Source organism: Nitrospirota bacterium (genome assembly GCA_035516965.1).
In the GTDB taxonomy this organism is placed as follows: Bacteria; Nitrospirota; UBA9217; order UBA9217; family UBA9217; genus MHEA01.
Genome location: DATIZR010000023.1, coordinates 47,296 through 60,131 on the forward strand (window position 1 = coordinate 47,296; position 12,836 = coordinate 60,131).

The 12,836-nt window shown below is 57.7% G+C and carries 13 protein-coding genes; 1 reads left to right on the forward strand and 12 read right to left on the reverse strand.

Annotated elements, in window-relative coordinates:
• Positions 1-37 precede the first annotated feature (37 nt).
• The 12 genes from VL197_02680 to VL197_02735 form a co-directional block, all read right to left on the reverse strand.
• Entirely contained in the window at positions 38-1,009 is a 972-nt protein-coding gene (locus VL197_02680) for a KpsF/GutQ family sugar-phosphate isomerase (GenBank protein HUJ16874.1), read from the reverse strand.
• A complete protein-coding gene (gene kdsA, locus VL197_02685; GenBank protein HUJ16875.1) occupies positions 1,006-1,824 on the reverse strand; it encodes a 3-deoxy-8-phosphooctulonate synthase in 819 nt (272 codons plus the stop codon). The genes VL197_02680 and kdsA overlap by 4 nt, the downstream gene beginning before the upstream one ends.
• The gene (locus VL197_02690; GenBank protein ID HUJ16876.1) at positions 1,821-3,482 is read right to left on the reverse strand and encodes a CTP synthase; all 1,662 of its coding nucleotides are present in this window, start codon (positions 3,480-3,482) and stop codon (positions 1,821-1,823) included. Before VL197_02690 ends, kdsA begins: the two co-directional genes overlap by 4 nt.
• Before the next feature lie 2 nt (positions 3,483-3,484).
• A complete protein-coding gene (gene kdsB, locus VL197_02695) occupies positions 3,485-4,261 on the reverse strand; it encodes a 3-deoxy-manno-octulosonate cytidylyltransferase (protein ID HUJ16877.1) in 777 nt (258 codons plus the stop codon).
• Between the two features lie 244 nt (positions 4,262-4,505).
• Positions 4,506-5,441, reverse strand: a complete 936-nt coding sequence (locus VL197_02700) for a UDP-glucuronic acid decarboxylase family protein (GenBank protein HUJ16878.1) — start codon at positions 5,439-5,441, stop codon at positions 4,506-4,508.
• Between the two features lie 147 nt (positions 5,442-5,588).
• Complete coding sequence (locus tag VL197_02705) at positions 5,589-6,920, reverse strand: UDP-glucose/GDP-mannose dehydrogenase family protein (GenBank protein ID HUJ16879.1); 1,332 nt, start codon at positions 6,918-6,920, stop codon at positions 5,589-5,591.
• Positions 6,921-6,939: 19 nt separating this feature from the next.
• Positions 6,940-8,079, reverse strand: coding sequence for a dTDP-glucose 4,6-dehydratase (rfbB, locus tag VL197_02710; protein ID HUJ16880.1), 1,140 nt, complete (start codon positions 8,077-8,079; stop codon positions 6,940-6,942).
• A gap of 11 nt (positions 8,080-8,090) precedes the next feature.
• Positions 8,091-8,936, reverse strand: coding sequence for a dTDP-4-dehydrorhamnose reductase (rfbD, locus tag VL197_02715; protein ID HUJ16881.1), 846 nt, complete (start codon positions 8,934-8,936; stop codon positions 8,091-8,093).
• Between the two features lie 6 nt (positions 8,937-8,942).
• Complete coding sequence (gene rfbC, locus VL197_02720; protein HUJ16882.1) at positions 8,943-9,500, reverse strand: dTDP-4-dehydrorhamnose 3,5-epimerase; 558 nt, start codon at positions 9,498-9,500, stop codon at positions 8,943-8,945.
• On the reverse strand, positions 9,490-10,383 hold the full coding sequence (gene rfbA, locus VL197_02725; GenBank protein HUJ16883.1) for a glucose-1-phosphate thymidylyltransferase RfbA: 894 nt from the start codon (positions 10,381-10,383) through the stop codon (positions 9,490-9,492). The genes rfbC and rfbA overlap by 11 nt, the downstream gene beginning before the upstream one ends.
• Before the next feature lie 62 nt (positions 10,384-10,445).
• Positions 10,446-11,447: a D-glycero-beta-D-manno-heptose-7-phosphate kinase gene (rfaE1, locus tag VL197_02730; GenBank protein HUJ16884.1), complete on the reverse strand. Its 1,002-nt coding sequence runs from the start codon at positions 11,445-11,447 to the stop codon at positions 10,446-10,448.
• Positions 11,404-12,237: a DUF3108 domain-containing protein gene (locus VL197_02735; protein ID HUJ16885.1), complete on the reverse strand. Its 834-nt coding sequence runs from the start codon at positions 12,235-12,237 to the stop codon at positions 11,404-11,406. Before VL197_02735 ends, rfaE1 begins: the two co-directional genes overlap by 44 nt.
• 150 nt (positions 12,238-12,387) lie before the next feature.
• Between VL197_02735 and VL197_02740 the strand changes: the two genes are divergently transcribed.
• A partial coding sequence (locus tag VL197_02740; GenBank protein ID HUJ16886.1) for a glycosyltransferase family 9 protein occupies positions 12,388-12,836 on the forward strand: 449 nt, incomplete at its 3' end.

Below are 12,836 nucleotides of genomic sequence, written 5' to 3' on the forward strand. Positions count from 1 at the left end.
GAGGGAGAGGAAATTCAACCGTTCGCGGTGGCGTTCTTCACGCGATGCCGGCTTTAAGCAGGTCATGGAGATGTATCACGCCTTCTGGTTTTGCGCTCTTGTCGGACACGATCAGGCAGGTGATGGAGTTCCTTTCCATCAGCGCAACGGCCTCTGCCGCGAGTGCGTCCTTGCTGGCGACCTTCGGGTTCCGCGTCATGATTTCCTTTGCCCGTTTGGACAGAAGATTATCCCCGCTCCGCTCCGTTTTTTCCATCCAGCGCCGGAGGTCGCCGTCGGTGATGACACCGACCAGGCTCCCGCCGGAGTCCACGACAGCGGTGACTCCCATTTTTTTCGATGAGATCTCGTAGATCGCGTCCTTGATCAGCGTTTCCTCGGACACGACCGGTATGTCGTCTCCCGTATGCATCAGGTCCCGGACGCGCAATAGCAGCTTTTTCCCGAGCGTTCCCCCCGGATGAAAGCAGGCAAAATCCTCTTCCTTGAAGCCCCGCTGTTCGAGCAGGGCTACGGCCAGAGCGTCTCCCATGGCAAGCGTGGCGGTCGTGCTCGCCGTTGGGGCGAGCCCCAGAGGACATGCTTCCTCTTTGACACCGACGTCGATCACGACGTCGCTGTTCTTCGCCAGCGTTGATTCGCTGTTTCCGGTGAACGCGATGATCCTGATACCCAGCCGCTTTAGCGACGGCAGCATCCTGGTCATTTCGTCGGTTTCGCCGCTGTTGGACAGGGCTATCACCGTGTCTCCCCGCATGACCATGCCGAGATCACCGTGAATACCTTCGGCCGGGTGCAGGAACAGTGCGGGAGTGCCGGTCGAGGCCAGGGTTGCCGCGATCTTTTTCCCGATCAGTCCGGACTTTCCCATTCCGGACACGACCACACGACCCTCACAGCTCAGGATCAGATTGACCGCCTGTTCGAACCGTTCATCGATCCGGTCGATGAGCGCCCCGATCGCTTCCGCTTCGATCCTGAGGACCCTTTTTGCCTGTTCTTTCATCATTTCACGATCCTGTCGATCTGCTGAACCTGCAGCAGCAGCGCGGGGAGATCATCGAGGCCCAGCATGTTCGGCCCGTCGCAGAGGGCCTTGTCGGGGCAGGCGTGCACTTCCATGAACAGGGCATCGACGCCTACTGCAGCGGCAGCCCGTGCCAGATGGGGTACGAACTTGCGGTCGCCCGATGATGCCGACCCCCCTGCCCCCGGCAGCTGCACGGAATGGGTGGCATCGAAAACCACGGGATAGCCCATGTCCCGGATGATCGGAATGGATCTCATATCCGCAACCAGATTGTTATAGCCGAAGGAGACTCCCCGCTCCGTGATGATGATCTTGTCGTTGCCGGTGGACGCCGCCTTCTCAGCTGCATTCCCGATGTCCCAGGGCGCCAGAAACTGTCCCTTTTTGATGTTGATGACCCTGCCCGTCCGTGCCGCCTCCATCACGAAATCGGTCTGTCTGCAGAGAAAAGCGGGGATCTGAATCACATCCAGCACATCGGCCGCCGGAGCGATCTCTTCGAACCGGTGGATATCGGACAGCACGGGAACATCAAGTTCCTTCGCCACCCGTCCGAGAATTGCCAGCCCCTCCTGCATCCCGGGGCCCCGGTAGGATTTGACCGAACTGCGGTTCGCCTTGTCGAAGGATGACTTGAAGATGAACGGAATGCCGAGTTCCCCGGTCATCCGTTTCAGCCGTATCGCCGCTTCCCGGGTGGACTCCTCCGACTCGATGACGCAGGGTCCGGCGATCAGCACAAAGGGCCCCTTGCCGCCAATAGATATGCGCCTGACGGTCACGGTCCGGGTCACGGCTGCCTCACCTGTTCCTTGTGCTTCAGCGATGCCTGGATGAACGCCGTGAAGAGCGGGTGCGGTTTGCGCGGCGTTGATTTGAACTCGGGATGGAACTGACAGCCCAGGAACCAGGGGTGGCCGCGAAGTTCCACGATCTCCACCAGTTCACCGTCCGGCGACGTGCCGCTGATGATCAGCCCGGCCTTCTTCAGGACGTCTTTATACCGGTTGTTGAACTCATACCGGTGGCGGTGCCGTTCGCTGATCTCAACCGCATGGTACGCCTCGTAGGCAAAGGTCCCCTGCTCGATCCTGCAGGGATAGGCGCCGAGGCGCATGCTGCCGCCCTTGTCGCACGACATGTCGCGCTTCTGCACCGTCTGAGACCGGTAATCGAACCACTGTTCGATCAGATAAATGACCGGGTCCGGCGTCTGCTGGTCGAACTCGGAGCTGTTCGCACTTTTGATGCCTGCCAGGCTCCGGGCCGTTTCAATGACGGCGCACTGCATGCCGAGGCAGATGCCAAAGTAAGGTATCTTCCGCTCCCGCGCATAGGCCACGGCAGCGATCTTTCCTTCGACCCCCCGGATCCCGAATCCGCCGGGTACCAGGATGCCGTCCATGCCCTTCAGCATCTCATGCGCTCCCCTGACCTCTATGTCCTCGGAGTCGACCCAGCAGATGTCGACCCTTGCATCGTTGGCGATGCCGCCATGGGTGAGCGCTTCGCAGAGGCTTTTGTACGCCTCCTTGAGATCGATGTACTTCCCGACCAGGGCAATGGTCACGTTCTTCGTGGGATGCTTGACGCGCCTGACGATCTCCTCCCACGGCTTCAAGTCGGTCTTCCCGGTCTTGAGTTCGAAGAACTCAACGATGCGGTCGTCAATCCCCTCCTCATGGAGGCGGAGAGGCACTTCATAGATGGTATCCACGTCCTGCGCCGTGATGACGGCGTTCTCCTCGACGTTGCAGAAGAGCGCGATCTTGCGCTTCATCTCCTTCGGGATGGGCCGGTCGCTCCGGCACACAAGGATGTTCGGCTGGATACCGATCGAAAGGAGCTCCTTGACGCTGTGCTGGGTGGGCTTGGTCTTGAGCTCGTCGGCTGCCTTGATGAACGGTACGAGCGTGAGATGGACATAGAGGACGTTCTGCCTCCCCAGACTGTACCGAAGCTGCCGGATGGCCTCAAGGAAGGGCAGGCTTTCGATGTCCCCGATCGTACCGCCGATCTCGACGATCACGACGTCCTCGTCATCAGCCAGGTCGGTGATGGCCCGCTTGATCTCGTCCGTGATGTGCGGCACGACCTGCACCGTACCGCCCAGATAATCGCCCCGCCGCTCCTTGCTGATGACGTTGAAGTAGATCCGGCCCGATGTGAAGTTATTCTTCTGGGCGGTGGTGACGCTGCCGTACCGTTCGTAATGGCCGAGATCGAGGTCCGTTTCGGCGCCGTCATCGGTCACGTAGACTTCGCCGTGCTGGAAGGGGCTCATGGTTCCGGGATCGACATTGATATAGGGATCGAGCTTGAGGAACGTGACTTTCAGCCCCCTGCTTTCCAGGAGCGCGCCGATGGATGCGGCGGCGAGTCCCTTCCCCAGAGAAGAGACGACGCCGCCGGTCACGAAAATATACTTGGTCGGAGACTTTTTCTTGTCCATGCCTATCGTTTACCTTCTTCCAAACATTTCAGTATTTTACTCAAATCCCCCGGGATGTCAACACCAAAGGACTCGTGTTCGGTCACAACGGTCTTGATCCGATGGCCCGATTCGAGGGCCCGGAGCTGTTCGAGCTTTTCCAGAAGTTCGAGCGGGGTCTGCCTCATTCCCGAATAACCAAGAAGAAAATCCCTGCGGTAGACGTACAGGCCGATGTGCTGGTACATCGGCGCGGTGAGGGGAAGGTCCCGGAGGGATCCATTCCCCGCCCAGCCGTCCCGGTCCCAGGGGATCGGCGCCCGGGAGAAATAGAGGGCGAATCCGTTCCCGTCAAAAACGACCTTGACGACGTTGGGATCAAAAGCGGTGCTGCGGTCAAGGATCCTCCTGCAGACGGTCCCCATGGGGATTGCGGGGTCGTCGACGAGCGGCCGCACTGCCTGGTCTATCATGTCGGGATGGATCAGTGGCTCGTCTCCCTGCACATTGACCACGATGTCGGCCTTTTCCGAGCGTGCAACCTCGGCAATCCGGTCCGTGCCCGTCTGGTGGCTGGCCGATGTCATGACGGCCTCGCCGCCAAAGGCCTCGACCGCCCGCAGGATCCGCTCATCATCCGTTGCCACAATGACCCTCGTCACGAGACGGGACAGCCTCGAGCGCTCGTAGACCCACTGGATCATGGGCTTATCCTTGATCGGGGCGAGCGCTTTTCCCGGAAATCGCGTTGAGCCGTACCGGGCTGGTATGATGGCTACGACCGAGGAAGATTTTGACATGTGCAATCAACCGGCAAAAGAAAGAACGACGGGAGATACTCCTGAAGCGAATGACACTGTTTCCCGATGGACGGTGAGAAAAGTCCTCGCAGAAACAAACTGGTGAAACTCTCGCAGAGTCGCAGCAATCAAGGAAGCTAGAGACTGCCGACTGTCAGCAAGCGATCCTGCAAGATCGGGAGCCGTTCCACTCGTGCTCAGCCCGAAGCATCCGGTACTGCGTTCCGTCCCGGTCTCGATACCATCAAGAACGGGACAGCTCTGCCTTGAAATGCTCGATTGTCCTCCCGAGCCCCTCGTCAACGGAGACCCCGGGGTTCCACCCCAATTTACTGCCGGCCAGCGTGATATCGGGCCTTCGCTGTGTTGGATCGTCGGCGGGGAGCGGTCTATGGATGATCTTCGAACGGGAACCGGTCATGGCGATGATCTTCTTCGCAAGGTCAAGGATGGTATACTCCTCGGGATTGCCCAGATTCACCGGGCCCGTGAAGTCCTCACTGCCCATCATCCGGATCATCCCGTCGATCAGATCGTCCACATAGCAGAAGGAGCGGGTCTGCGATCCTTCGCCGTAGACCGTTATATCCCTGCCCTGAAGCGCCTGGACGATGAAATTGCTCACGACCCTTCCGTCGTCGGCAAGCATGCGAGGGCCGTAGGTGTTGAAGATGCGCACGATCTTGACATCCACGCGGCTCTGGCGATGGTAGTCCATCATGAGCGTCTCGGCCGCGCGTTTGCCTTCGTCATAACAGCTGCGGATGCCGATGGGGTTCACATTGCCCCAGTACTCTTCCTTCTGGGGGTGGACGGCCGGGTCGCCATAGACCTCGGACGTGGACGCCAGCAGTATCCTGGCCTTCGTCCGCTTGGCGATTCCGAGCATGTTCAGGGTGCCCAGGATATTCGTTTTGATGGTTTTGACAGGATTGTACTGGTAATGGATCGGCGACGCAGGGCAGGCGAGATGATAGATCCGATCCACCTCAAGCAGGATCGGGAGCACGAGGTCATGCCGCACCAGTTCGAATGATGGGTTTTCGAGCATGTGGGTGATGTTCCTCTTCCTGCCCGTGAAGAAGTTGTCGAGGCAGAGCACCTCCTGCCCGTCCGCAAGCAACCGATCGCATAAATGCGAGCCCAGAAATCCGGCTCCGCCGGTAACCAGTATCCTCATGCACGTCTCCCCCTGATGAGATAATCTTCGATTGAAAAGGCCGCTGCTTCGATGCCCGCATTAATTGCCGGTCAGTTGTCCATGATGAACCCGCATATTCGTCTGAGGCTCTCCGATATGGGCCTCGCCGCCTCAGCAGTTACTGGTTCATTTCCTCCCGATCCCGTAGTACGTGAACCCCATCTTGCGAAGTTCATCCTGGTTGTAAATGTTCCTGCCATCGAAGATCACCGGCTTTTTCATGAGCCTCTTCATCTTCTTGAAATCCGGGGTCCGGAACTCGTTCCATTCTGTCACGACCGCCAGTGCGTCGGCGTCACGGAGCGCCTCGTAGCCGTCGCTCAGGATGACGATCCTCTTCTTGAATATTTTCCCCGCCTCATGCCCTGCAATGGGGTCGTGCGCCTTGACCACGGCTCCAGCTTTCAGCAGGCTGTTGATAACGACAACGGACGGGGCTTCCCGCATGTCGTCGGTTCGCGGCTTGAACGACAGTCCCCAGACCGCTATCGTAAGCCCGGCGAGCGGTTTCTTCGCGACCTTCCGTTTCGGAGCGCTCGATGCGAAGTGCCGCCGGATCAGTGACGAGAGAAGGCTTTTCTGGCTTTCGTTGACAGCCTCTACCGCCTTGAGCACCTTCGCGTCAACTCCGTATTCCTTCGCGGTCTGGACCAGCGCCTTCACGTCCTTCGGGAAACAGGAACCGCCGTAACCGACACCCGGGAAGAGGAATTCGAAGCCGATCCGGCGGTCATAGCCCATGCCTTTGCGCACACTGTCAATATCGGCGCCCAGCCCCGCGCAAATGACTGCCATCTCGTTGATGAAGGATATCTTGGTGGCGAGCATTGCATTGGAAACATACTTGGTCATTTCGGCGCTCCTGATGTCCATCACCAGGATCGGTTTTCCCGTCCGCACAAAGGGTGCATACATCTCCTGCATCAGCGCGGCCGCCTTGGGGCTCTCGGAGCCGATGACCACCCGGTCTGGCTTCATGAAGTCCTCTATTGCAGCACCCTCCTTCAGGAACTCCGGGTTGGACACCACATCAAACTTGTGCCGGGTCCTGGATGCAACCGCCGACCTCACCTTGTCGCCGGTGCCCACGGGAACCGTGCTCTTGTTGATGACTACCTTGTAGCCGTTCATGTGCCTGCCGACCTCGCTCGCCGCTCCCAGGACCCACTTCAGATCGGCAGAACCGTCTTCGCCGGGCGGCGTGCCGACGGCGATAAAAATAAAATCCGAACTGCGCACAGCATGGGCCATGTCCGTTGTGAAACTGAGCCGGCCGTGGCTCACGTTCCTCCTGATCAGTTCATCGAGCCCAGGCTCATAGATCGGCACCCGTCCGGCATTCAGCATATCGATCTTTTTCCCGTCGATATCCATGCAGATCACATCATTGCCGCTTTCGGCAAGGCAGGTGCCCGTCACGAGACCAACATAACCCGTGCCGATGACAGATATCCTCATAACGCTCCTTTTCCGTGAATCATCTGGTTGAGTAGTTTTTTTCTATCCAAGTCTGGTATGCACCGCTCCTGACACTGTCCACCCAGGCAGTGTTCTCCAGGAACCAGGCAACGGTGCTCTGCAGGCCGTGATCAAAATCGTGGTTCTGTTTCCAGCCGAGTCCGGACTTTATCTTATCGCAATTAATGGCATACCGGCGGTCATGGCCGGGGCGGTCGTTCACAAAGGTGATCAAATCGCGATACGCAGTAACAGGGTGTTTCCGGTTCCTGATCAAATCATTGTCCCTGGCCGGCCTGAGCGTCTCCAGGATGTCGCATATTTTCCGGACGACTTCGATATTTTCTTTTTCGCACTCGCCGCCGATGTTATAGGTCTCGCCCGGCATCCCCTTCTCCAAGACCGTCCATATCCCGCTGCAGTGGTCTTCAACATAGAGCCAGTCACGGACATTCTTCCCGTCACCGTACACCGGAAGCGGTTTTCCCTCGACCGCGTTCAGTATCGTGAGCGGAATCAGTTTCTCCGGGAAGTGATAGGGTCCGTAATTGTTCGAGCAGTTCGATATGGTCGCCGGCAGGCCGTAGGTATGATAGTAGGCCTTGACCAGGTGGTCCGATGCCGCCTTGGAAGCCGAGTAGGGACTGCGCGGGTCATAGGGCGTTGTCTCGAAAAAAGATCCCCTATCACCGAGAGAACCGTAGACTTCGTCGGTGCTGATGTGGTGGAAACGGACATCCCCCCTCCCCGCCCAGAGCTCCCGGACGGCTTCGAGCAGCGTGAACGTGCCGTTGATATTCGTTTCCACGAAGTCCTTCGGCCCGAAGATGGACCGGTCAACATGGCTTTCAGCGGCAAAGTGGACGATCACGCTGATCCCGTATCGCGTGATGACCTCTTTCACCCTCCCGAAGTCGCAGATGTCACCGCGCTCGAAGAAATAGCTTCTGCCCCCGAATTCACGCTCAATCTCCGCAAGGCTCATCAGGTTCCCGGCATAGGTCAGCTTGTCATAATTGACGATCCTGCCGCTGAACGCGCTGTTCCCGAGGACAAAGCGAATGAAGTTCGAGCCGATGAATCCCGCTCCGCCGGTGACGAGAATGCTGGACGCGGACGGTATAAGCCCGGCAGGGCCGGGAACGCTTTTCCTGTTCATGCTCATAGGACTTATGCCTGATCCTTCAGGAAGGACCGGACCGATTCCTCCCACGATGGAATGCCGATACCCAGGGTCCTGGCGATGGCGTCATTCGTCATTGCCGAGAATTTTGGCCGTGCCGCCGGCAAATTGAACGAATCCATCGACACGGGCCGTATGAATTTGCTGCTGTTGAGGGTAGCGAGGATAAGCTTCGCCCACTCATACCGGGAACAAAACCCGGAGTTGGTCAGATGATACCGGCCGGTCAAACCCTGGGCGATTGCCTTCAGCGTGCAGTCCACAACGGTCCTGGTATGGGTCGGCACCGAGAACTCATCACAAGCGATCTTCAGATATTCGCTGCTCTCCGCCCAGGTCCGGAGCTTGTAGATGAAATTCTGTTTGCCGGCACCGAACACCCAGCTGAGGCGCAGGATCAGGTGCCGGGGACAGGCCTGCTCGACCCGTTCTTCTCCCGAAAGCTTGCTCTGACCGTATACGTTCAGCGGGTTGACCGGGTCTTCTTCCGCATAGAGCCCCCGTTCTTTCAATCCGTCAAAAACATAATCAGAACCGAAATGCACGATCACAGCCTGATGGTCCGCGGCCGCACGGGCGAGATGTTCAGGGCCCGCGGAATTGACGGCGAAGGCCTTCTCCCCCTCCTGCTCCGCCTTGTCCACGAGGTTATAGGCGGCACAGTTGAGGATGACACCGGGTTTCCAGGAGGCGACAGCTTCGGCGACACAATGAGAGTCCGTGATGTCGAGCTGCGCCTCGTCAGGGGCGGCATAGGCTATCCCCTGTTTCTCAAAACGCCCGATGAATTCCTGGGCCAGCTGACCGTTTTTCCCCGTGATGAGATATTTCATAGCACATCATCTGATGGTGAAATTGTTGTCGCAGTCCCTGAGCCGGGGATGGATCTTATCCTTGCCGGAGAGCGTCGGGTTCTCAAGCGGCCAGGCGATCTTCATGTCAGGATCGTTCCAGATGATGCCGCGGTCGTCCGACGGTGAATACTCATCGGTGCACTTGTACAGCACTTCAGCCGACTCGCTCAGCACTTGAAAACCGTGTGCAAACCCCGGGGGCACATAGAGGAGATGCCGGTTCTCTGCGGAGAGTTCCACGGCAGTCCATTGTCCGAAGCTCGCGGAACCGACACGGATATCCACGGCAACATCGAAGATTGCTCCCCTCGTGCAAGCGACCAGTTTGCCCTGGGCTTTCGGTTTCTTTTGATAATGCATTCCGCGGAGCACTCCCCGTGCTGACCGCGAAAAGTTATCCTGCACGAAATGCTCCCCGATCCCAGCCCCGATGAAGTCCGCATGCTTGTAAAGCTCCAGGAAAAAACCCCTTTCGTCGCCGAATACCTGCGGTTTTACCAGAACAAGACCGGGCAGGGCGAGTGGCGCGAATTCAAAGGGCATGGGGCACACCCTGTTCCGCCACCATTCGCAGATACTCCCCGTAAGAGTTCTTGCTGTGGCTCTCAGCGGCCTTGAGCAGTTTCACCCGGTCGATGTAACCAAGCGAGAAGGCGATCTCCTCAATGCAGGCCATCTTCAGCCCCTGGCGCCGCTCGATCGTGGCGATGAAGTCCCCGGCCTCCAGCAGGCTTTCATGGGTCCCCGTATCGAGCCAGGCATACCCTCGGCCCATGAGCTCGACCCTGAGTTTTCTCTTCGCAAGGTAGGCGTTGTTCACATCGGTGATTTCGAGCTCCCCGCGCCGGGAGGGCTTGATGTTTTTTGCAATGGTTAAGACATCGTTGTCATAGAAGTACAGGCCCGTCACGGCATACCGCGACTTCGGCTGCTTCGGCTTCTCTTCGACGGACAGCACGTTTCCGTCCCGGTCGAATTCTACGATGCCGTACCGTTCGGGATCCTTCACGTAGTAGCCGAATACCGTCGCGCCTCCCAGGGAACCTACCTCATTGACGGCTTTTCGCAGAATATCCGTCAGGCCATGACCAAAAAAGATATTGTCTCCGAGCACGAGGCAGACGCTTTCGCTGCCGATGAAATCCTCCCCGATCAGGAAGGCTTCGGCCAGGCCGTTCGGCCTGGCCTGTTCCCGGTACGAGAAGCGCAGCCCCAGGTCCTCTCCGCTGCCGAAAATATCGCGGAACCGGGGCAGGTCAACGGGCGTGGAGATGATCAGGATGTCCCGGATGCCCGACAGCATAAGCACCGAAAGCGGATAGTAAATCATCGGCTTGTCGTAGATGGGCAGCAGCTGTTTGCAGACGCCTCGCGTGATGGGGTACAGCCGAGTCCCGCTGCCGCCCGCCAGGATGATGCCTTTCATGGTTTCTCCCGCGTGATCGTGAGGATATCCCGAAAGCTTCTCATGGTCCCGCGCTCCCTCCGTCAATTCACGTCTTTCCTGATCTTCTGCTTAAGCTCATCGGGCTTCACGGTAGCCGTCCCGACGATTCCAACGACAATGCCTGCTGCATAGTTTGACATCCTGGCGGCATCGACCATGCCGGATCCTGCAGCCATGGCCAGGGTCAGCGTACTGATGACCGTATCGCCGGCACCAGTGACATCGTACACTTCCTGGGCCATGGTGGGAATGTGGGTTATCCGGCCGCTCCGCTCAAACAGGCTCATCCCCTGTTCCCCGCGCGTGACCAGCACGGCTTCGCATTTGAGCTGCCTCAGGAGCGTCGCTCCGGCTTTTATGAGACTTGCTTCATCCTCGATCTCGATCTTCGCCCCGATCGAAGCCTCTTTCGTGTTTGGCGTCAGGATCGTAACGCCGCTGTACATACCGAAATGGTTCACCTTCGGGTCCACGGATACGATGATGCCGCTCTTCCGGGCCAGCTTCACGATGTCCCGCACGAGGTCTTTCGTGATCACACCTTTGCTGTAATCCGACAGCACCAGGGCATCGAGTCCTTCCTTCACCTGCTGCCTGACGAAGTCGAAGATCCGGCGATGGGTATCCGTTTCGATCCCGTTCTTGGTTTCCCGGTCAAAGCGGACGACCTGCTGGCTGTGGGCAATGACCCGGGTCTTTATCGTGGTCGGTCTTCCCTCTTCCACGATCAGCCCGTCGGTATTGATGCCCTGGGCGCGGAGCATATGGACGAGCTGTCGCCCGGCGTCATCCCTGCCGATCACGCCGCACAGGCCGACCCTGCCGCCGAGCGCATGGATATTGTTGACGACATTCGTGGCCGCTCCGAGAAGAAAATTCTCCCTCGTCACCGTCACGACGGGGACGGGAGCCTCCGGCGAGATGCGTGACACACTGCCCCAGACATAATGGTCGAGCATGACATCGCCGACAACAAGGATCCGCGTCCTGGGAAACCGGTCAATGATTCCGTTGAGGCGTTTTGCTTCTGATTGCCGGATCATGCTGTGACTCTCCACCTTTCAGCTCCACGAGCGTGGAGACGATGGTGCCGATGGTGATCGTACTTTTCATGAGCACGGGTATTTTCCGCGCATCGTCGGTGAACCAGATATAAATCTCTCCCCTGTTCTGGAAGACGCCGTCATACCGGGGATAGGTCTTTATCTTGATGGTATCGAATTCTCCTGCCGGCGTCCTGATCCTTTCCCTTCCCAACGTCTGCACCTCAACCCCCCAGGTCTTGTCGTCCTCATGCACGTTGACCGTGATCGGCTTCCCGGCGATGAAATCCCGTCGCGTGCGCACGAAATAGAGGGAAGAAAGAGCGTCCTGGACATTTTCCGGGACGGAATAGGTCTGCGAAATCCCGTCGGACAACACAACGACCGTACCCTTTCCATGGTCGAACCTCATGTCTCTCGTTTTGTGTCGCTTGCCGTGTGTTTGATCGAGGTGATAAGATAGGCTGTACAGGTGTTCGCCGTCGATGTAACTTTCTATGGTGTCCGATACCTTGTAGAACCTGTCAAGAACACCCGTTGAGGTGGCACGGGATATGAGATGGAACACCATCCTTCCGTCTGAGTTCTGTTCCTCACGCACTTCCATGACCGCCGTACCCGCATGGATAATGTTCGACCAGCTGATATCATAGGTAAGTTTTTCTCCAGCCTGAAATGGCAAGGCAACGGGCGCAGGCGTTGTGTGATTTTTGCCTGGTTCCGCGAATGCTGACGGTACGAAAATCAGAAAAGCCGTGAACAGCCAGGCAGGTAACGATTGCATCAGCATGAAGATGCTCTGATTATTGCATAAAATAGGATCACAGCGTCAAATTCTCAGCGCCTATAATAGGGGAAACCCTTTCTTTTGTAAAGACATTTCTTCTGAAAGCCCCCCTTTCATCTTGCGATCAGTTGCCGATTATATTATGATGAGATAATGAAGTTCCGTTCCCGAGAGTTCAGCAATATTCTGATCATCAAGCCCGGCGCCATCGGCGATCTGGTTCAGCTCACGCCGGTCGTTCGTGCTCTCAAGGAGAAATACCCGTCCGCCCGGATATCCCTGATGGTCGGCTCTGAGGCTACTGCCGGTCTCTTCCGGAATAACCCTCATGTCGCAGAAACGATCGTTTTCGAGAGAAAAGGGAGGCACCGTTCTTTCCGTTCACTGATCGGGCTCTGGCGGTCTGTTCGCGCCAAACATTACGACCTGGTTGTTAATTTTCAAAGGAGCAACCTGAAGACATGGTTCCTGGCAAGCGCCGCTCTTCCCTGCCGGGTGTTAGTATACCATAAGGCGAGTTCCGAAACCGTTCATGCCGTTGTCAATTACCTTGACACCCTCGCGCCGCTTGGCATCGAAGCCTCCGACCTGGATCTCGAGCT